The sequence below is a fragment of the Peribacillus sp. NPDC097224 genome, from assembly GCF_044761985.1.
GTDB lineage: Bacteria > Bacillota > Bacilli > Bacillales > DSM-1321 > Peribacillus.
In genome coordinates this window covers 226,755-247,113 of record NZ_JBIWDK010000007.1, presented here as the reverse complement: position 1 = coordinate 247,113, position 20,359 = coordinate 226,755, and the positions used below count along the sequence as shown (strand labels likewise).

General features: G+C 38.2%; 18 protein-coding genes and 1 pseudogene. 6 read left to right on the top strand and 13 right to left on the bottom strand.

Annotated elements, in window-relative coordinates; all coding sequences use genetic code 11:
* The first annotated feature begins 59 nt into the window (after positions 1 to 59).
* Positions 60 to 596, top strand: a complete 537-nt coding sequence (locus tag ACIQXR_RS15175) for a GNAT family N-acetyltransferase (protein WP_402873854.1) — start codon at positions 60 to 62, stop codon at positions 594 to 596.
* Between the two features lie 149 nt (positions 597 to 745).
* Here ACIQXR_RS15175 and ACIQXR_RS15170 read toward each other — a convergent pair whose 3' ends face one another.
* Positions 746 to 1,030: a transition state genes transcriptional regulator AbrB gene (locus ACIQXR_RS15170; protein ID WP_402873851.1), complete on the bottom strand. Its 285-nt coding sequence runs from the start codon at positions 1,028 to 1,030 to the stop codon at positions 746 to 748.
* Positions 1,031 to 1,507: 477 nt separating this feature from the next.
* Here ACIQXR_RS15170 and ACIQXR_RS15165 point away from each other — a divergent pair, with 477 nt between their 5' ends.
* Positions 1,508 to 2,479, top strand: coding sequence for a DMT family transporter (locus ACIQXR_RS15165; protein WP_402958069.1), 972 nt, complete (start codon positions 1,508 to 1,510; stop codon positions 2,477 to 2,479).
* A 58-nt stretch (positions 2,480 to 2,537) separates the two neighbouring features.
* Here ACIQXR_RS15165 and ACIQXR_RS15160 read toward each other — a convergent pair whose 3' ends face one another.
* Positions 2,538 to 3,518, bottom strand: a complete 981-nt coding sequence (locus ACIQXR_RS15160) for a tyrosinase family protein (RefSeq protein ID WP_402957898.1) — start codon at positions 3,516 to 3,518, stop codon at positions 2,538 to 2,540.
* Positions 3,519 to 3,696: 178 nt separating this feature from the next.
* On the opposite strand from ACIQXR_RS15160, the gene ACIQXR_RS15155 reads away from it, so the two are divergent.
* The 3 genes from ACIQXR_RS15155 (at position 3,697) to ACIQXR_RS15145 (ending at position 4,691) form a co-directional block, all read left to right on the top strand.
* Complete coding sequence (locus ACIQXR_RS15155) at positions 3,697 to 4,095, top strand: MarR family winged helix-turn-helix transcriptional regulator (protein ID WP_402957900.1); 399 nt, start codon at positions 3,697 to 3,699, stop codon at positions 4,093 to 4,095.
* Positions 4,095 to 4,436: a DUF3147 family protein gene (locus ACIQXR_RS15150; protein ID WP_402957901.1), complete on the top strand. Its 342-nt coding sequence runs from the start codon at positions 4,095 to 4,097 to the stop codon at positions 4,434 to 4,436. The genes ACIQXR_RS15155 and ACIQXR_RS15150 overlap by 1 nt, the downstream gene beginning before the upstream one ends.
* A gap of 69 nt (positions 4,437 to 4,505) precedes the next feature.
* Entirely contained in the window at positions 4,506 to 4,691 is a 186-nt protein-coding gene (locus ACIQXR_RS15145; RefSeq protein ID WP_402873837.1) for a DUF8096 family protein, read from the top strand.
* A gap of 148 nt (positions 4,692 to 4,839) precedes the next feature.
* On the opposite strand, the gene ACIQXR_RS15140 is transcribed toward ACIQXR_RS15145, so the two are convergent.
* The 6 genes and pseudogenes from ACIQXR_RS15140 to psiE all read right to left on the bottom strand — a co-directional run bounded on the left by ACIQXR_RS15140 (position 4,840) and on the right by psiE (position 16,053).
* Entirely contained in the window at positions 4,840 to 8,037 is a 3,198-nt protein-coding gene (locus ACIQXR_RS15140; RefSeq protein ID WP_403080300.1) for an SNF2 helicase associated domain-containing protein, read from the bottom strand.
* Positions 8,038 to 9,448: 1,411 nt separating this feature from the next.
* Positions 9,449 to 12,973: an SIR2 family NAD-dependent protein deacylase gene (locus tag ACIQXR_RS15135; protein WP_402873831.1), complete on the bottom strand. Its 3,525-nt coding sequence runs from the start codon at positions 12,971 to 12,973 to the stop codon at positions 9,449 to 9,451.
* Between the two features lie 495 nt (positions 12,974 to 13,468).
* A complete protein-coding gene (locus tag ACIQXR_RS15130) occupies positions 13,469 to 13,756 on the bottom strand; it encodes a hypothetical protein (protein WP_402873828.1) in 288 nt (95 codons plus the stop codon).
* 73 nt (positions 13,757 to 13,829) lie between these two features.
* Positions 13,830 to 14,145: pseudogene (locus ACIQXR_RS15125) on the bottom strand (GTP-binding protein); the annotation flags it as partial.
* Between the two features lie 337 nt (positions 14,146 to 14,482).
* The gene (locus ACIQXR_RS15120) at positions 14,483 to 15,331 is read right to left on the bottom strand and encodes a VOC family protein (protein WP_402873825.1); all 849 of its coding nucleotides are present in this window, start codon (positions 15,329 to 15,331) and stop codon (positions 14,483 to 14,485) included.
* Between the two features lie 296 nt (positions 15,332 to 15,627).
* A complete protein-coding gene (gene psiE, locus ACIQXR_RS15115) occupies positions 15,628 to 16,053 on the bottom strand; it encodes a phosphate-starvation-inducible protein PsiE (RefSeq protein WP_402873822.1) in 426 nt (141 codons plus the stop codon).
* 151 nt (positions 16,054 to 16,204) lie between these two features.
* Here psiE and ACIQXR_RS15110 point away from each other — a divergent pair, with 151 nt between their 5' ends.
* Complete coding sequence (locus ACIQXR_RS15110; RefSeq protein WP_402873819.1) at positions 16,205 to 16,717, top strand: methylated-DNA--[protein]-cysteine S-methyltransferase; 513 nt, start codon at positions 16,205 to 16,207, stop codon at positions 16,715 to 16,717.
* Between the two features lie 160 nt (positions 16,718 to 16,877).
* Here ACIQXR_RS15110 and ACIQXR_RS15105 read toward each other — a convergent pair whose 3' ends face one another.
* From ACIQXR_RS15105 to ACIQXR_RS15085, 5 genes are all read right to left on the bottom strand, one after another.
* Positions 16,878 to 17,579: an NUDIX hydrolase gene (locus tag ACIQXR_RS15105; protein ID WP_403080299.1), complete on the bottom strand. Its 702-nt coding sequence runs from the start codon at positions 17,577 to 17,579 to the stop codon at positions 16,878 to 16,880.
* Complete coding sequence (locus ACIQXR_RS15100) at positions 17,491 to 17,784, bottom strand: transporter suffix domain-containing protein (RefSeq protein WP_402873815.1); 294 nt, start codon at positions 17,782 to 17,784, stop codon at positions 17,491 to 17,493. The genes ACIQXR_RS15105 and ACIQXR_RS15100 overlap by 89 nt, the downstream gene beginning before the upstream one ends.
* A 27-nt stretch (positions 17,785 to 17,811) precedes the next feature.
* On the bottom strand, positions 17,812 to 17,979 hold the full coding sequence (locus ACIQXR_RS15095) for a sporulation protein Cse60 (RefSeq protein WP_402873812.1): 168 nt from the start codon (positions 17,977 to 17,979) through the stop codon (positions 17,812 to 17,814).
* Positions 17,980 to 18,102: 123 nt separating this feature from the next.
* Positions 18,103 to 19,335, bottom strand: coding sequence for a cytochrome P450 (locus ACIQXR_RS15090; RefSeq protein ID WP_402873937.1), 1,233 nt, complete (start codon positions 19,333 to 19,335; stop codon positions 18,103 to 18,105).
* 216 nt (positions 19,336 to 19,551) lie between these two features.
* Positions 19,552 to 20,220, bottom strand: a complete 669-nt coding sequence (locus ACIQXR_RS15085) for a DUF975 family protein (RefSeq protein ID WP_402873810.1) — start codon at positions 20,218 to 20,220, stop codon at positions 19,552 to 19,554.
* Positions 20,221 to 20,359 lie beyond the last annotated feature (139 nt).

The following is a 20,359-nucleotide window of genomic DNA, read 5'->3' as shown; positions in this document are numbered from 1 at the left end:
TGGTATACCGAGCGATAGTGTATAATGAAATATATTCCATTAACTGAAGGGGGTCAATCGTGTTATCCAGTAAAAATATATATGTAAGACAACTTATACTATCAGATGCTGAAAATTTACTACAATTGCTAGTGGAAAATAGGCCGTTCTTTGAACCATTTTCGACAGACCAACCAGCTAACTACTATTCTTTAGAAAAACAAAAGGAAATCATAACTTCGGGACATAAGTCAAAAGGAAATAGTAGTTACGAGTTTGGAATCTTCCTGAATACTAATCATAGGTTAATAGGAACGATCAGCCTGTTTCATATTATTCGCGGGCCCCTTCAAAGTGCCACCATGGGTTATTACTTAGACCAAAAAAACAATGGGAATGGTTACACTACAGAAGCTGCCAAAATGGTGGTGGATTATGCTTTTGAAACGATTGGTTTACATAGGATTGAGGCTGGGGTTATGCCACATAACATAGGTTCCATACGCGTTTTGGAAAAGGTCGGTTTTCACAAAGAAGGAATCGCAAAACAAAGTGTAAAAATACAGGGGCGCTGGGAAGATCACCAGATATTAGCCATAATCAATCCAAATGATTAATCCGAAAGTCGGGCAAACTATCAATGTGAATTCTTCTTATGGGTAACGTCATTTTTTATGTTCGTGTAAGAATGATAGGAGATTAATAGAAGAATAAAAAAGCGCAACGGGTAATTTCTTCCCGTTGCACTTTTTTTACTTGAAAACTATTATTTTGCTGTTTCAAGGCTAGCTTGAATTTCTTTAATTAGAAGTTCAGCGCCTTCTTGGCTAAGGATTAACTTACCACCAGCAAGTTTCATATTGTCATCAGATGTTTCACCCGTTACTTGACAAGTCATGTTCGGTTTATATTTTTGAAGAATGATACGCTCTTGTTCTACATAGATTTCCAAAGCGTCCTTCTCTTTAATTCCTAATGTACGGCGTAATTCGATTGGAATTACCACCCGGCCTAATTCGTCAACTTTACGTACAATACCTGTAGATTTCATTTGTCATTACCTCACTATTTATTATGCATTATTATATTCGTCAAAATTCGACATTCTTTTCTCTTATTAAAGATACCACCCCTTCCCAATTTCGTCAATTACCGTATCTTAATATATTATCTACCTTCTATTAGAAGATTCGAAAAATACGGAATAAACACTGATATAATGGCACTTTTATAGGTTTAAAGAGAGTATTTTTTATCTTTTCTTATATATTAATATATTTTTATTCAAATTTTCTTCAAAAATACCAACAATTACACATTGTCGTATTTTGTCGAAAATAGGTAGATTCATGATTTTAGTGAAAACGTTGTTGATTTTATTTGGTAACTGGTAGACAATTTAACAAAGAATCAGGTTTCAATATTCTGATAATTATTCCGAACTGAGTATACATCTTTATGGTACCCATTGAATCTTGCGTCCGATATGATGGGGTTGGTGGCAAAAAAACAGATAGAGGTGAGTCGATTGCGACCGATTTTAATAGGGGTTTGTTCCGCTCTCTTCTTTGCGTTTACCTTCGTTCTCAATCAGTCGATGGAATTGGCTGGTGGCAGTTGGATTTGGAGCGCTTCCTTAAGATATATCTTTATGGTTCCTTTTCTGCTATGTATCGTTCTGAGCAGGAAAAACCTTCGCCCTCTTCTCCTTGTGATGAAAGAACAACCCGGAACTTGGCTACTTTGGAGTTTCGTTGGGTTCGGGTTATTTTATGCACCATTATGCTATGCTTCGGCATACTCACCTGGCTGGTTAATCGCCGGGACCTGGCAAGTCACGATCATATCCGGTGCTTTACTCGCCCCGCTATTTTTTGAAATGTTTGAAACAAAGGATGGGCTTCTAAGGCAAAAAGGCAAAATCTCCTTGAAAGGGCTTAGCATGTCCTTGATCATCCTGTTTGGAATTATATTGATGCAGGTGGAGCACACCAAGCATATTACATTCAGCAATCTCTTGTTGGGTGTCGTTCCGGTCCTTCTTGCCTCCTTTGCTTACCCACTTGGAAATCGTAAAATGATGGACGTTTCTCGAGGACGTTTGGATGCCTACCAACGGGTGTTGGGCATGACATTGGCAAGCCTCCCGTTTTGGTTTTTACTTTCGTTGTATGGTTTTTTCACCGTTGGGGCGCCAACGATGATGCAGAGTTTCCAATCACTTTTGGTTGCCCTCTTTTCAGGTGTGATTGCAACGGTCCTGTTTTTCAAGGCCACCGATATGGTGCGGGGGAACATGCAGAAACTAGCTTCCGTTGAAGCGACACAATCAATGGAGGTCCTATTCGCCTTAGCTGGTGAACTGGTATTTTTATCGCTCCCGATTCCTTCCGCCCTTTCCTGGTTAGGAATCTTCATCGTGATTCTTGGAATGATCCTGCATAGCTACGTTTCACACACGAGAGAAAAGAGAGCGGATCCTTCTTCCGAGAGCGCTTGATCACTATAAAAACGCAGTGATTGTATTCACCGCGTTTTTTTTGTTACCGCTTTTCGTATCAATGCTCTCCTTTGACAGCCTTTCTCTCCATATCATAAATATACCCAAGCTTCCGATGGTTGATCATATCTTTAGGCGTCGTGTCCCATGGAAACATGGGATCATGTAAATTGTGGCCGAATGGTCCCCCTTTTCTTGGCAAATATCTTTCCTGCCGGTTAAGGATTTTCCACATTACCCATATCCGGTCTACATTTGCATGATGCAAAAAGAAAACAGGATCATTCGGTGAGGTAGGGACAGATCCCATATGGCCCCCAACCCAACCATGGACACGATTATGAAGTTGAGGTCCATCTATGAACCCTTCAAGTTGATTGCGAAAACTCGGGGTGCTCGTCGTATTCCAAGGAGGCGAGTCATATGGAGTGACCTTCAGCACTTCCTTCACATCTGCTTTCGTCGGTAAGGTCGCTACCGGTTCACTTGCAGCAAAGTTTCGCCTTAATCCCCCTGCAGGATTCCCCTGTTCGTCGATGACTTCCCACTGTCCCGCTGCAAAAGGTCCCTCTGTGACAAGAAAGTCATTTCTCCTGTTTCCGTTCCCCCCCATAAAATCATCGTCCCAAACTGGGGATGAAGACGGATCTTCCAGTTCCGAATCAGCCGCCCAATCCCAATATGGAATGGTCACACTTGGGTCAATCTTTTGGAGATCACGTTCAAAGCGCCAAAGGAAATCGCGATGCCATGGCAAGAATGCTGGCCCCATATGTGCGGCACTTCTATGGTCTCTATGATTTCCATGTAAATTCTCCGCGACACTCCTTGCGCTTGGATTAGCATGATTGTGTGCAGGGCTTTCAGTGGTTGGATCTCCTCCCGGCGGAGTTTGAAACGCCCCTCCTGCCAAATGCCAGGCGACATATCGATCATAGATCCCTTTTTCCTTTAAGGCTAAAACGGCAGTGATGTATTTCTTTTTTTCCTTATCCGTAAGGTGTAGAACATTTTTCCTCACTTTATACTCAAGTGTCATGGGTATACCCCTTTTCTAGATGGTCATCTATACTAGTTCCTTTGATATTCTAAGTAATGGATGTTAGAAAGGTTCAGGGCGAATGCGGATAGTTGGTAAAAATGGGCATTTTTCCGTTGACCTTATATCGTATAATACGATATATTCGTTTCAGGCGATTTAAAAAGGAGGGGTAATCATGATACAGGAAATCAATGACTACTTCACGGATATCTATTTTCATTTACATCCGCAACAACAAGAAGCCATTTCCCATCAAAGCGTACGAGTCTTGCAAATAATTCAAAAAAGGAAAGATGTTATGATCCGAGATATTGCCGAACAATTATCGATTTCCCACAATACAGCTTCTGAGCATGTCAAAAAATTGGTGCAAAACGGATGGGTGCTTAAGGAGCGATCGGAAGATGATCAGCGTAAGGTGTATTTACATTTAACGGATGTCGGTGCAACCATTTTAAAAAAGAACACGGAATTGGATGAGAAAAAACTACAACAGGCGCTTAGCAAGTTATCCGTTTCTGAAAGGGAACAAATAAGAGAAGCATTCCGGTTATTAAGTGAGGTATCTACTTAATGTATTTGTTCATTAAAATAGCCAGTTCCGCGGTCATCATTGGACTTGTAACGGAAATGGCCCGACGATTCCCTTTATATGGCGGGATTGTGGCTGCTCTGCCATTAATCAGTATCCTCAGTATAATTTGGCTAACGGTTCAGGGAGAGCCCACTCAGAATATCCATACATTCACACTGGGCGTTCTGGCAGGTTTTCCCGCTACAGTGGCCATGCTAGTTGTGATTTATACGGCATTAAAGCAATCCATTCATGTAGGGCTGGCTATCCCCCTTGGGCTCGTGGCTTGGGGGATATTTTTAACAGGGCAAAAATATATAATGGCTAGGTTTATTTCCTGATTGATTTCCTACTGCCCTCATTTTTTGGTATGATAAATGTGTTAAATAACATAATGAAGGTGATTTACTTTGTCTGAAGAAACTCCAAAAGAAAAAAAGGTATATGACACCACAATCATTTATGATTATGCAGAGTTTCCTGACATAGTCAGTGGTCGTTGTGATAATTGCGGCAATGCTCAGTTCAAAAGTTCCGTTAAGGATTATGTATATATTCGTACATGCAGAGAATGCGGCATGAAGAAATCGATTTGACCCTATTTAACGATAGGGTTTTTGTTTGTTCACTTTTTCTTTTTCTACTTGAACGTATCGCTTGCATACTTTCCTTCTTATCACAGAGAATGGTCGTACAGATAAAAAAGGGCAGCCAGAAGTTTCCCCTTCTTGGCTGCCGCTTTTTTTATATCTTCAATATTTCCCTGATGTCTTCCTCAGTTAGGGCAGATGACGATGAATTTTCAGGGTCGATGATTTCCTCGATCAGATGCCGTTTTTTCTCCTGCAGTTCATTCATTTTTTCTTCAATCGTGCCACGGGCCACAAGCTTGATGACCTGGACCACATTCTTCTGGCCCATGCGGTGTGCTCGGTCCGCCGCTTGTTCCTCGACGGCTGGGTTCCACCATAGATCATATAAAATCACGGTATCGGCACCCGTCAGATTGAGTCCCGTGCCGCCTGCCTTCAAGGAAATGAGAAAGACGTCACGGTCGCCCGCGTTGAACCGATTGCAAATTTCAACCCGTTCTTTTGATGGGGTCTGTCCATCCAAGTAGAAAAAGGATTGCCCTTGTATGGCTAAATCCTTGCCGATGATTTGAAGCATTTTCGTGAATTGAGAGAAAATCAGGACCCTTCTACCGGAAAGTCTCGATTCCTCCATAATCTTCATCAGCTGTTCGAATTTTGACGAACTCCCCTTATAGCCATCCACAAATAGAGCAGGGTGACAACAAATTTGCCGTAACCGGGTCAAACCGGCCAGTATCCTAATCCGGTTTTTCCGAAGCGTGTTTTTGTCCAAATGCTTCAACGTATCTTCACGCAGTTTCGCTAAGTAGGCCGCATACAGTCTCTTTTGGTCTGGAAGCAATTCCACCGATTCCAACGTCTCGATTTTTTCCGGAAGCTCCTCCAGCACATCTTCCTTTAACCGGCGTAACAAAAACGGCCGGATTCTGCGAGCAATCTGTTTTCGGGAAAGATGACTATATTCCTTCAAGCCCATGAAGAGCTCTGGAAAGACGACGTGAAAAATCGACCATAGTTCCTCCAAAGAGTTTTCGACTGGTGTACCAGTGAGAGCGAAACGGTGGTCCGCCTTGATTTTCTTCACGGAGCGTGCCGTTTGTGTCACAGGGTTCTTGAAAGCCTGGGCTTCATCGAAAAACACCGTGTGGAACTCCTGCTTTTCATACCAGAGAATATCTTTGCGCAATAACGGATAAGACGTGATTAGGGCATCCACCTCGCCCAGTTCCTTCTGCATCTTGGATCGCTCCTTTTGATTGCCATCCATGACAACAGCTTGTATCTCCGGGGCGAATTTCATGAATTCACTCAGCCAGTTATACGTCAAAGAAGAGGGGCAAACGATGAGGACCGGAAGCTTCCTTTGTCGAATGGCGAATAATTCAGAAAGGATGAACGCGATGCTTTGCAACGTTTTACCAAGTCCCATATCATCTGCCAAAATCCCTCCAAACCCGTATCCTGCAAGACTCTTCATCCACTTATAGCCGTTTCTTTGATAGTCCCGCAGGATCGGCTGCAAACGCTCCGGCAACTCGAACTCCAGATTGCTTGAGTTGCGGATATTCTCCAAGAACTGACGGAACGACTCCTCCATCGTGAATGTGCCATCATCTGCGGAGTCAAGAAGCTGAAGTCCTTTCACGATTGGTACATTTAAGCCGCTTTCCAGATCTTCATGTTGAACCGGGAGGGCATTCAAGAATCGGTTAATTTCTTCGAATTCCCTTGTTTCCAATGACAGTAACGAACCATTTCGAAGACGATAATACTTCCGTTTTTCTTCTAGGGCTTCTAGGATCTCCCGTATTTGCTTGTCAGGGATCCCGTCCATTTCAAACTTGAATTCGAGCCAGTTGGTCCGTTCTTTTTTAATTTTTATTCGCACCTGCGGAGGTGGATTCCCTCTGGCAATCCGACTTCTTACGGCAGTCGTCGCATAAAGTTGGACGAGCTTTTGCAGTTTTGGCACACTGTGATACAAAAACTCGTATTCCAGCTCTTCATTATGTAAGAAGTAGCCGCCCTCATTCTTGGCAAACTGACTTTCTTCCATCAACGTAAGAATCACCTTTTCCTTCTCCACATCCCTTATGAGCATGGAGACCGCTTTGTTTTCCCGGCTTTCCAAGGGATTCATCACAATATTGCCATAGTGGAACTCGAGCCCGGCAAGCAATTTGTTATTTACACGATCCAAGTATAACTTGGCAATCAGGGGAGTTTTCACAAACTGCTCGGTAATCGAATCCGAAATATGGACAATTCCTATTTTTTTCAACCCCGGAACCACTTTTTCAAGGAATACATCCAATTGATCCCAGGCAATCGGAATTCGATTCGTCCCGGAAGTCTCCAGCATCGATTTCAATTCGATAAGGCGTTGGCAGTCTTCTTTTTTCAAAGAAAACAGCTTGCCATCAGCCAAAACAACATCATAGGCATTCATCACGATTACCGAATCCAACCCCTTGATATTCAGCTGGTAGCCCTTGCTTTCAGTTTTGGTAAAATCAAACTGGAGCGGCAGTAAGTCTTCCGATACTTGCAGTCCGTCCACGATTGTCCCGTCATGCCGAAGTTTCACCAAAGGTGCTTGGATAAGGAGTGGAAACAGACTTTTCCAAGAAGAGGGCGGAAGAAGCAATAAGGAATGAATCTGTGTGTAGCCTGATTGACCGGAAGCATCCAGATAGACCTTTTCATCAGAAATGACCGTGATCAGCGACTGAATGACGGCATCATTTTCTTTTTGAAAGCAGTGCAGGCTTGGGTCATATTGAAAGGATAGGGAGACGGTGGAACGCCTCCTTTCTTTTATCCTCATCAGGAAATCCCTGATATTTGGTACATTGATCGATCCAATCTTCATTTCAACCCCGAACATATACTGCCCTTTAGACACCATCACAGGTTTACATATAAATTCCGTATCAAGCACTTCCCTATTTTCAAAGTGAAGTTGATGTCCGCTTGAACGCACCGGCTGATGATTGAAAAGGCTCAGCAATCCATCCGTCAGCTCCTGGCTCGACTCGGACTGAAGAGTCGGGACGGTCCCTTGGCGCTGATGATGGTATACCGCAAGTAAAACGGCCGCGATATGCTGACAATCCTTGGAGAAAGAGGCGAGTGTAGGGCAACTGCACTTCGTATGGAAGCCCCCGGTTTTATCCACATCAATGGTGACGTGAAAATCCTCGACTCCTGAAACCGTCGCTTCGCAGCCACTAGGGCCATATGAGTCGAATAATACTTTATTAGCACGATAAAAAGCGTCCCCTCTTTTGAAGGAGACCGTACCGCACATATCTTTTATGATGTTCACGTTCAATTTGGTATTCAATGCCTTGCTCCTTCCTGAGGGTGACGATACACCTTTTTGTTATCAACACGTTTTAAACTGGTCCATCAATCGTAACATATTTCTCTTTTTTAGAGCGAATGTTCTTACCTATCACCGCAGTTCATCTCGCTTAAAGTTTGGTTCAATGGACAGATTCTTATGACTCCTACCGAAGATAATCTGGGAATAACCGTCGTTAAACTAGATGAGTTTGATAAATTTAAATGATCCATCATTTAAAAAACACCTTATCTAGGATGAAATATTTATTAACAAACTATAGGTATAAGAGGATATATATGAGATATGTTCAGGTATCTTCAAAAACATATAGGGATAATACAGTGAGGAACATAGACTTTCCTACTCTTATAGTTGAGTATGATGGAGCAACAATGCTTTTTGAGCAATTACACAGATATCAAATGAAGAATCGTAGTAAAAGCAGAACTTCGCATAAGATGTTAGTACAAGCTGTTGGAATATTGCTTGATTATATGGAAGCTAATCAAAATATTATTCTTATCCAAAAGAATTCTTTGATACATTTACGGATTTCGTTTATTTAGGAACAATAAATGAAGAAGGCATAGACACTTTGGGACTTAAAAGAGTAGAAACAGCGAATATGCTTTTATCTGCTTAAATGGTTATCAGATTGGTTATATAAAGAATATGGAGCTGCTCAATTAAAGCCTTGGAGAAAAGCCACAAGATATGAAAAACACTTAACTGAAAGGCACAGATAAACAAAAGTCAAAACTTATTTCTAGGGCATTTAAATGATGTTCATGAAATCTATGAAACTGCAAAATTACCTCGTAATACTGTTAGAAGAAGAAAACCATACTTATCAAAAGGAGATACAAAAGTCTTCCCGAGAATAAAATACAAGCTCCTATGGGGAGGGTTTAAGAATACTAGAAAGAACTATGAATTAAATCTTGTTAACCGTTATAACTGGCGTGATATTGCCATTACTATTCTATGCATGGCAGTGGACTTAGGCATAGTGAAGTATTTCATTTATGGGTACAGGATGTCTATCCTGAACATAAAAATTCAAATCTTGCTGTGGTACGAATCTATCATTCAAGCGATGGAAAGGCCCCCACTTCAATATATATTCCGCACAGGACAAACGATTTGCAGGGTCAAAAGACTCAATACTTGAGGAATGGGGATAGATCTTTATGTCTGTTTGGAAAATGTATATGGTTAAAAAGGATAAGAGATGGCATCCAGGTATATAAGGCAGGATATATAACTGCCATACAAAAAATTCTTAATGAAATATAAAAATTGTGATATTTAAATAAAGATTAATAAAAAACCTGTACGGAATGCCATTTTCTGTAAGCATCAAATATCGCCCACCTGTTTTTCAGGGGGCGCTGTTTGACGCTTACTTTTATTGGTTGTACCAGATATCACTGTATTTTCTTACTTCTGGCAAACGATGACTTTCAATATAGCTAATCCATGCTTTTAAATCCAAACTACTATTTGAAGCTTTGTTTAAGTATGTTACAAAGCCAGCTATGTTAGAAATCAAATTAAAGTCTTCTAAAGTGTTAAAACTAATTTTTTCTCCCTCTATTAAAACTAAGTATTCATTGATAAATAATTGTAGTGATTGATACTCTTCTTGAGTAAATATATTTGGGCAATTCTTTAATATATACTTTAAATTTTCTATTACTTGTCCAAAAGTTTTGCCAGTACTATAATATAACATTGAAAATAGTTCTTGTTTAACTATGTTAATTTTCATTCTATCTTGGTCGGGGTTCATTAAAACACAATAATCATATACGCAATGTAAGGCCTGTTTTACAGCATTTAAATCTTTAGATTTTAAACTGTTTATTATATCCGTAATAGAGTATCTGATTTGTATTTGAAGTTTTTCAAAACTTGGTATCAAAAGAAAACTTAAGTCATTTCTTTTATTATCAATCTTCTCAAAAATTTCTTTTAACTTTTCATAATCCTGAGCTTGAAAAGTATTCAAGGGTGCTACCGATAAAATATTATTTTTCAAACATACAACTACGAACTTAAGATAGTCTGGCAATGGTAAAAATCCTATGTCTTCATTGATATCACGTAACAATCCAACTTCTTGGTCTTCCCACCATTTAAAAAAATTTTCTAACCATATTTTATAGTACTTTGAATCAGGTCTCTTTTTATTTTTAATTCCTATATAATCTGGAAATAGGCCTTGGATTTCCTGGAAATAATTAGGTATTGATGTACCACTCGAGTATACCCCTTTTTTATAAAAAGTAGGTATATCTTTCTTTAAAAATGAATCAATGGCATTAGAGCTAATATCTTTATCAGAGTTTATTAATTCATCAAAAACATGACTATAAATAAATTCGCTAATACCCTGACTGTTGGTTTTAGGTAATGTAATTAAAATCTCAACAAATCTTCGTTGATATACTGCTAATAAGCTTTTGGTTTTACTTAGAAAAGTCATTCTAATTAGCGAAGCTTCTCTTATACTCAAATCTTCACTCTCTTTTAGTAAATTTAACATTTCAATTAATTTACTTTCTTTTATATCTAATTCTGTAATGTCATTTGCAAAAGAAAGGAGAGTTAAAAAAGGTTCGAAAAAATTGTTTTTATAAAAAGTCTTATCCTGCTGCCACTGTTTATATAATTGTAAATCTAGTAATTTTTCAAAGAAAGATTTTCTATCTTGTTTGTTTTTATCAAATGCAATTCTCTCTAATAGGGTTTCTAGAACCTTTTTTAGTTCATCATTGTTTCTAAAGTGTTCTTGTTTTTCTAAAAAATGAATAACCTGATCATCAATTTCTAATTTTTCTGTTCGACTTAAAGCAAAATAAACCCTAGATACTATCTCTAAAACTAACTCTTCCTTAAGTATAGGGTACTCTTTTTGTTTTAAACTTGTTTTTAATATATCTACAAGGATAGTTAATTTTTCTTTCTCTATTAAATAAACATATTCCCTAGAGAATATATTATGAATTTCTTTTAAATCTACAATTTGTATTCTTTTCATTAGAGAATAAATAGGGTATAGTATGTCTAAGTTTTCTAAAGCTAACAAATACTGCTGTTTGTCTACAAGAGGGCTTCTATACCATTCTTTTATGCATAGTAAAGCGTAGGAATCGAGCAATTCTTTTTTAAAATAATCTCCAACTTTTGAGGAGATTCGTTCTTTTCCAGGATCGAAGCCAGGAATTTTTTTTGTCCCTAAGTCATTTCTATAAGATTTTATTGAAATCATTATTTGCTCTGATTCTTGATTTACATTACAGTTTTTAATATTTAAAACCCTTAATCTATCATAACTATAATTTGAACCTTTGTTAATTATCCCCAGATGATAGAGAGCTATACTTTCTAAAGAAAGTAATCTGTAATCATCTTCTTGAATAGCCAATAAACTTCTTATTAATTGCAGTACGTTTTCAAGAATGCTATGGGCTTTTTCCTCTTCATTTACAGATAATAATAAATTTGCTTTTTTTATTCTCCATTCAATGTCACTTTCTCTAACCTCCCATTCATTTAATGCTGTTTTAACGAATTCTATATCGTTGAATACTAAGTGTAATAATATTTCTTCATATACTATTTCATTCTTTTGACTATTGTTTAACTCGCAATTTTCTAATAAAGCTTTATATTTATAAAAATCATCTTTATTACAATCCAAACGTGCACTATTAATTAAAAACCAAACTATCATATATAAGTCGCGAGAATTAATATCTTCAATTTCGTTAATCAACATTTGCAAATGATTTTGAACGGTATATTCTAATGGTATGTAAAAAATCTTATAGCACCACAATAATTCTTTTATATAACTTAAGTTTTGACCACTTTTAACATCTTTTAAAGAAAGTATTTTTTCATTTCCAAATCTCCTAATATTATCAACGGAACTACGTCTTATATGATTAGGTAAAACCACCCAACCAGGGAAATTTTCTCTATTGTATTTTAAATCCTCTAAAGGAATCTTAAACTTGTTATAAGTCTTAAAAGGCCACTTTGTTTTTTCTTCTCTATTTTTAAAATTAAGAAACTCAAATAAATCTAAAAACATTGCTGCATATGGATTTTTCTCTCCACAATATAACTTTTTAAAGTCAATCAAGGTAATACCTTTTAATTTTAAGTATTTTGTACGTTTTTCTTGATCATAACCTATCATATAAATTTTAGGCATATGTTCACCTAAATTTTCTTTCACCCAAGTAATCCATTTTTCAAAGTTCGGATCATCTCCAGAAAAACCAATTAAAACAAATGTAGTTTCCATTATTGACTGTTGAACCATATTAACAAAAGGACTAAATGTTTTTGGGTAATTTTCGTAATCTTTTTTTGAAAAAATAAAAGGTCTATTAGAAGGGAAACTCCCGTGCAATTTAATAATTCTAGGAGATACAGAGTTAGGTATATCGTTCATGTCATAGATAACTTGATATTTACGTTCATAAACTTTTTTCTTTGTTCTTTCTAACAAAGTGTCATAATTAGTAGTATAGACATCCGCCCAGGGTAAATTTAAGAAATTATAATGTAAATCATCTGGTTGATAGTTATCATCTGGAATTGCTTCTTTCAATATTTCATCTAAACTAGCCCGTCCATATTCATCTTCGTAAATTTCACTTATTTCAAGAATATCTTTTTCTTCGATATCTACATGATGGCTCAACTTCTTGACTAAAATATTTTTTAAGTCATCCCATAAGGCCATTCCTTTAAAATTATCATCAATTTTACTAGCATTTAAGCTAAACCCAGCTCCAACCATTACAGACACTCGACTTTTACCATCTTTTGACCAAAGATTATCTCTAATCATTTCTAAATGTCTAAACATATTTAAATTATTTTTGAAATATTCTTCAATATTTTTATTTTGCAACACAACTCATCCTTTCATTTATTTACTTAAATATGATTTTTAATAATATGTATTTTTATTCCTTTTAACTTAACTGAATTAAAGGATATTATACATTTAAATTTAAAAATGTATATTGCAGATTAATTTTATTTCGCAACAATTCAAAGGTAAATATTAATCTATTAAAGAAATAAAATAAAAAGGCTTATGAAAAAATTTTCACAAGCTACTTTTAATTTTATTTCTATGTTTTAAAAATCTCATATGAAACATTCAGCATCATTCGAAGATCGTCCTCGTTTTTATCTTACAGCATGTTTAAAATTATTTGACTCAATTCCTCTCGAATATCAGCTGCTTCTAACTCTCCTACATTTTCGGGAATTAATACCTTAACTGGTCTCACATTTAATGCAACTTTATTTAGAGTTTGTAACGTAATATTTCAATCTCCACGCATGGGGGATTAACAACAAAGAAAAAGCTCCGCCGTATAGCAGAGGTATAAAAAAATTAGTGATTAATTGTATTTGCTTCTATTAATATTCTTATATCTTCATTCAATTTCATAATTTCTGATAATGGAACGTGATTAAACATTTCCCCCAGAGATTCCTCATCATTATGAAAATCTATTTTTTTTATTTGAGGGTTTCCTCCATACTCTTCATCTAAATGATCCAATCGTTTTTGAAGTTCTTGTTTGGTACTGAACCATTCATCAATTCCATATTCTGAACCACTTTTATAGTAGATTGTACAAAGAAGATGATAGTACTTGGTGCTTTTTAAATGTATCATATTTATTTTCCTTTCTTATGTAATTTATCCTAAACATACTACAAAATTAATATATATACTAATAATAAAGTATAGCGTTTGCTTGCAAACGATCATGGATAGTTCCAAATTCGCATCGATTTTGTCCATTTTGTTTACGAATACGACACGTGGTACACCGTATGTCGTAGCTTGACGCCAAATTGTTTCAGTTTGAGGTCAACACCTGTTTGTGCATCTAGTACTGCTACAGCACCATCAAGTACACGCAAGGAACGTTCAACTTCAACAGTGAAGTCTACGTGACCTGGAGTATCGATGATGTTTACGCGGTGACCTTTCCACTGTGCAGTTGTTGCAGTATACCTTTTATAACCACTAAATATTATAATCTTTCTAATTAATCGGATATTAAAAGCTAATTGTTCTTCCACAATGAGGCGCTTTTATGGAGTAATGCTGTAGAAAATGATCACACTTTTCTCAAAATGCCAAAGAAGCATCCATTTTGATTATCTTTTTTCAAAATAGATGCTTCATATTAATCTTAAATTAAGGTTTTACGAGTTGTTTTTATTCAAACTTTATTTTAAAACTAACCATTATCTCAAAAAGATTGAGTTACTGGATGTATTTTTTACTTTTTACCCAATATTCAATATTGAAGATAAGGTGTTTTTTATCGTTAAAATTCCTTCTTTGTCACATTGTGTTCCGCAACATTTTCCCCAGCCTTCAACAATAATCCTATAAGATCACTAAATGGATTTCATTTCCCGATGGATCAGTAATGACATACCCTTCATCATTTTGTATGGCCTCTACTCCTATTTGTTTCAGCTGTCCGATCACTTTATTTCGCGCCTCTTCGTCTGCATAAACAAGAGTAAACCAGTTCAGCCCTACACTGTTTTTCTTAGGAGTAGGTACACCCACACCGTTCCATACATTTAACCCGATATGATGGTGATAATCCCCGGTTGATGTAAAGAGTGCCCCTTCGTAACGGGTCACGACCTTGAATCCAAGTCCCGATGTATAAAATTTCTCTGTGTCTTTTAGATTGGCTACATGCAGATGAATATGCCCCATCAATGTTCCGGCGGGCAAACCACTCCATGCGGCATCACTTTCTGCCAGAATACTATTACCGTCTAACGGGTCTGTCACCATTTTAACTTCCCCATTCGCCCATTCCCATTCGGACGATGGACGGTCATAATACACTTCAATCCCATTTCCATCCGGATCCGTAATGTATAGTGCTTCGCTCACAGCATGATCCGCCGCCCCGAAACGATATTGGGTGGTAAGCAAATGCCGTAAAAAGACCGATAAGTCTGCACGTGTGGGTAGTAAAAGGGCAAAATGATACAACCCTGATGTCCGTCCTTCTTTTGGAATAACATCTTCCGGCTGCTCCAGTGTTAATAGAGGCGTTTTTCCGTCCGTCGTTAACACGGCTTTACGATTCGTCTTTTCCAATACTCGAAAACCGATTATTTCTTCATAAAATGCAATGGCATCCGCCAAATTCAGGACATTGATACTCACTTCCCCAACAAACGTTACTGGTTTTCTATGAAATTTACTCATACCCTTACACCCCTTCCTTATCTTTCCATATATATATTGACCCCATGTGAAAGGGCTGCGCTCGTATGCTAGATTGATTTTGTATCCGGTTACCGGACCTCAAGCCTAGTATCACCTCTTGCCCCGCAACCCATTCTAGGAAGAACCACATGACTAGTCTCCTTATTAACTTACTTTATGTAAGTAATTATATTTTAGTAACTTGTAATTGTCAAGGAGGTTTCTAGATTGATTGGAAATTATAGAAAAAAGCACCCTGGTATGACCCACGGCGCTTTCATCTATAAGATTTTTCGTTAAAGTTTTCCCTTCCGTGCCGTCGCGGAGCTCATGATATAGTAGCCGATAATCAACACTAAAATCGATAACGTATAAAGAAGGGTATGTACCGGATTTTCATGGTAGACAATGATGAGCCGGATCATGGCCGTTATGCCAATATAGAGAAAATATCGTATAGGAAAATGATAATCCTCTTTGAAATATTTAACGATCATCGCGATGAATTCAAAATACAAAAAGAACATCAAAATGCGTTCCAAGAGTTCGAATTCTATCCGTATTTCCGGATTATAAAGCGCCATCTTTATGAAATAGAAGATTTCCTTAGCAAGTAATACGCATAACGATAAAGCCAATAAGATCAAGGCCGTATTCAAGGCTAGTTGAAGAACTTCCGCTATTTTGATATCCTTCCATTTGTTTTGTTTACTATGACCCAATGTGTCTTCCCCCTGAATATCAAAATTTCTTCGTGTCTCTATACTACCATTTGTTTTTTAAGTGTATGTAAATTTTCATTGAACTGTTGGTTACAGTACACTTTCTTGTATACTAAAAAGAGAAGAAATCTCTAAAAAAAGGAGGAGGAATATGAAAGAAACCATTAATTGGGCGGTTTTAGAATACGACAAATGGCATCTATACATAGCGAAAACGAAGAAAGGCCTCTGTTATGTCGGTTCACCTGGTCAGTCTTATGAAGATTTGGAAAAGTGGATACAAAAACGGTTTCCTCAGTCGATTCTTTTGGAGAGTGAAGAAGCGTTACATCCTTATCTTACTGAACTATATGAGTATTTCGAGGGAACACGACGGACTTTTTCATTACCTGTGGATGTGAGGGGAACCGCTTTTCAAGTAGCCATTTGGGAAGCATTGAACCAGATTCCATACGGAAAAACCACTTCTTACTCCGAAATTGCGATGATGATTCAAAGACCCACCGCTGTTCGTGCGGTCGGAACGGCCATCGGGGCCAACCCCGTGCTAATCACCGTTCCATGTCATCGGGTCATCGGAAAAAATGGGGCAATCACCGGATACCGGGGCGGATTGGAAATGAAGGAATTCTTACTGCAATTAGAGACGCAAAACGGGGACTGACTACCCTCTAGGACTTATATAAGCTGAGATATTTTTCTATCAAAGGAGCGAGTTTATCTTCTTAAAATGGAAAGATATCTTCCCAAAGGGGATTTGTTTCGTCGAAAAACCTCCATATATCGATTTTTCGACAAAAACCATCAAATCCCTGACTTTTTTCTTATTTTAATTCACGTTTAATCGACTGGATCAAGCCTTCGTAATAGGAAGTTTCGTGCGGAACGAATCGATCCCTGCCTACATATTGATCGACGGTAACGCGCTGACCCAGATCATTCAGTTCGAATCCCTGAATATGTATCTCTTCTATAGGACCGAACCATAGCTTTTCGAAATCCTCCAGTTTAACCTTCACGATTCCCGACACTTCTTCCTTTTGCAAGGTGAAATCACTCAGCGGATTCGTGCTCTTATATATAAATAGATGGACCAGTTCTTTATCGATGAAATTCTCCATCATCGCACAGTCTTCCATCACCCCTACTGACACCAACTCATCAAAAGATAACGCGATGCCTAACTCTTCTTTAATTTCTCTTACACCATCTTCCACCGTTTCGTGAGCCAGTAAATGACCCGCAGCCGTGATGTCCAACAAATCCGGATAATCCTTTTTCATAGAACAGCGATGTTGGAGATAGAGATAATCCACTTCATCTTCCCGACTGACGAACCAGCAATGGAACACCTCATGCCAATGTCCGAGCCTATGCACTTCTTCCCTCGTTGCTTCACCGATATGGGTTCGGTCTTCATTGAATATTTTCAGCATTTCAGTTTCGATGATTCTCACCTTCCCGTTTCTTTCTCCAATTCTTTGGATGGAGGTAACTTTTATATCTCGCTGCCACTTCTTTTCCAACCAAAATGGCTCCTACCCAGAACATGATTTCGGCGGTGATGATGGCTCCACCAATGATCATCGCCTTTATGTTTGTCGAAAAAGGCGTAAATGGCGCCACAACCGGAATGAGCCAAGTGAGCAGAGATAGCATCAGAAGGACCATCCCTATTTTATAATACTTCTTTTTTCTTTCTTTTTTTACGATGACAACTTCTTTCTCCATAAAAGTGGGCCTCCTCTCTTCCATTTGTTAAGTTGATGGAAACTCTTCCTTATATATGACCATCGCACTAAAAAAAAATACCGGACTACCAAACTTAATATCCACAACATTAATGGATGGGACCGCCGCTAAGAATTCATTCACTTTTTTATCCATTCCTTTTTCCGTCCAGCCATAAAACGTCTTGATTTTCATCCTATCCGCCTCCTATAGAAGTGATTTAATTACATATACGATTGAAACGTCATTCCGTTCCATAAAACATGGAAAAAGCCAGAATACGAAAAAGGACTGTCTATTCGACAGTCCCGGTTTATCTTAGGCTTTATACCCCTTCATCGGTAACGACATCAAGGCTTGTCCCGTCGCGGCATCGGTCAGCCTGTCTTCTAAATTGAAAGATTCGACTGGTTCGATGCGGGCGTATTTCTTCACGAATGTGGTGAGGGCAATTTTGGCTTCAAGTCGGGCGAGCGGTGCCCCTAAACAGAAATGCACGCCATTCCCAAACGTTAAATGTTTCTTATTATTAGGTCGGTGGATGTTTACCTTGAAAGGATCTTCAAACATGGCTTCATCCAAGTTCGCCGCACTCATCCAAACGATCACGACGTCACCTTTCTTAAGTTCCACGCCCAATAGATTATTATCTTCTTTGACCGTGCGATCCAATTTGACTAAATTGAACCGGTACCTCAGCATTTCTTCGACCGCTTGTGGTACCAATTCCGGGTTTTGGTGCAGTTCTTCATAAACGGTAGGGTCATCATACAAAAGCGAATAAAACGAGTTGGCCAGCAAGTGGCTGGTCGTTTCCACTCCTGCTCCCAATATCAGCATCGTCGTCCGTACCACTTCATCATCTGTGAACGTTTCTCCATCCACTTCCGCCTTCAATAAATCGGAAATGATATCATCTGCTGGATTCAAGCGCTTTTCCAAAACGATAGGATAGATATATTCATAGTATTCCTTTGCGGCTATTTGCTTCTTTTTATTAACTTCTTCCTCTTTTTCCTTTTCAAAAGGAAGGAATAAGATATCGACCCATTTTTTGAAGAGCAATCGATCTTTAGAAGGCACCCCCAGCAAGTCAGACATAATAATGATAGGAAGGGGGCTTGTCAATGAATGGACAATATCCATTTCGGAGTCCCCTATGTCCTCGATCAGTTCATTCACGATCTCTTGAATGCGAGGCTCCCAGTTTTGTAGGCTCCTGGGCGTGAAGGCAGCCGCTAAAAGCGAACGATGTTTTCTGTGTGAGGGTGGATCCACCCCAATCAAGTTAATCTTGTCAGGGATGGCCCCTTCTTTACTATCTGCACCAACTGAAATCGTGGTCCGTTTACGTACGCTCGAAAAATGCTTGTAATCGCTGAGTACAAGTTTAACATGGTCATATTTAAAAGCATTCCACGTATCCGTTCCCTTGTGATAGATCACAGAATCATTTTCTAGCATCTTTTTGCACCAATCGTACGGGCTGAATTCCTCTGTACGTGTCTTAAACTGTGGGATTTCTTTTACGGCAATAACTTCAGTCATGATATCGACCCCTATCTTTTCAAAATTCCTACTAGAATCGTCATGTTCCACTATGTAATTTCTAAATTTACCTTTAATAGTAAGCTACACCATTATAAGATAAATACCCAAGAGTAACCATGAACCTTCCATCCCACCACTTTTTACCCACCCATTCTATAATTTTATGAAGTTCCTTACATAAAAAAACCGGCAGCAATTATGCTACCGGCTAAAAGATTATTCCACTATTTCATTTTCATCCTGAGAGGCTATCCATTCGTTATAAAAAGCAGCCATCGTTGTCCCAACGTAAGGAACCAACCAGAGGAATCCGATTCCTATCGTGAATAAACAAAGAATTCCCCACCCTATAAAGCTTAAGCACATGAGAAAATATTTCCATTTAAGGCCGTTCATCCTTCTTCGGCTCTCCGTAATCGCTTCAAGCGTCGTTAAGTGCGGATGATCTTTTAATAAGAAAAACACTTGGGAATACGCCAAAGCTTTGATAATCCCGGGTATGAGTAGTAATAAAGACCACAAAAAGACGAATATTCCTTGCACAATGGATACAATGATCACTTTTGAAAACATTTTCCCATCCTTATAAATCGAAAATGTTTTCTCGAACGATGTACTTTCCATTCTTACCAGGTCAAGATAAAACCAGTAAATACCTATCGAGAACGGTATTATTAAAATCGATATAAGCATATCCATTGCAGACGCCCATATCGGCGTCACTTCCTGGTTTGACCATTCTGCCCACCCTCCACTTAACATGATTTCTAATGTGGTGGGTATGACAATGCTAACCAAGAACATGATTAACGAAAGTGCTAATGCCGTTCCCCAGTTCCCTTTCAATGAAAGCCTTGCTTCTCTTTTTAATTCTGATATTTTCATAGTTGAATGACACTCCTTCTTAATACTTAGTACTGTTACATGAATATGTAAGATGTCCCAATAAAATTCATAAAACATACTGAGGTTACTTTATTTGGGTTATTATTTTATTCTACCATAATTGTTCTTAGATGAGATT

Excerpts from the sequence above, each read along its gene's own strand:
- ACIQXR_RS15170 (WP_402873851.1), bottom strand. The coding sequence starts at position 1,030 with ATGAAATCTACAGGTATTGTACGTAAAGTTGACGAATTAGGCCGGGTG.
- ACIQXR_RS15160 (WP_402957898.1), bottom strand. The coding sequence starts at position 3,518 with ATGACACTTGAGTATAAAGTGAGGAAAAATGTTCTACACCTTACGGAT.
- ACIQXR_RS15155 (WP_402957900.1), top strand. The coding sequence starts at position 3,697 with ATGATACAGGAAATCAATGACTACTTCACGGATATCTATTTTCATTTA.
- ACIQXR_RS15150 (WP_402957901.1), top strand. The coding sequence starts at position 4,095 with ATGTATTTGTTCATTAAAATAGCCAGTTCCGCGGTCATCATTGGACTT.
- ACIQXR_RS15130 (WP_402873828.1), bottom strand. The coding sequence starts at position 13,756 with ATGATACATTTAAAAAGCACCAAGTACTATCATCTTCTTTGTACAATC.
- ACIQXR_RS15120 (WP_402873825.1), bottom strand. The coding sequence starts at position 15,331 with ATGAGTAAATTTCATAGAAAACCAGTAACGTTTGTTGGGGAAGTGAGT.
- ACIQXR_RS15110 (WP_402873819.1), top strand. The coding sequence starts at position 16,205 with ATGAAAGAAACCATTAATTGGGCGGTTTTAGAATACGACAAATGGCAT.
- ACIQXR_RS15100 (WP_402873815.1), bottom strand. The coding sequence starts at position 17,784 with ATGGAGAAAGAAGTTGTCATCGTAAAAAAAGAAAGAAAAAAGAAGTAT.
- ACIQXR_RS15095 (WP_402873812.1), bottom strand. The coding sequence starts at position 17,979 with ATGAAAATCAAGACGTTTTATGGCTGGACGGAAAAAGGAATGGATAAA.
- ACIQXR_RS15085 (WP_402873810.1), bottom strand. The coding sequence starts at position 20,220 with ATGAAAATATCAGAATTAAAAAGAGAAGCAAGGCTTTCATTGAAAGGG.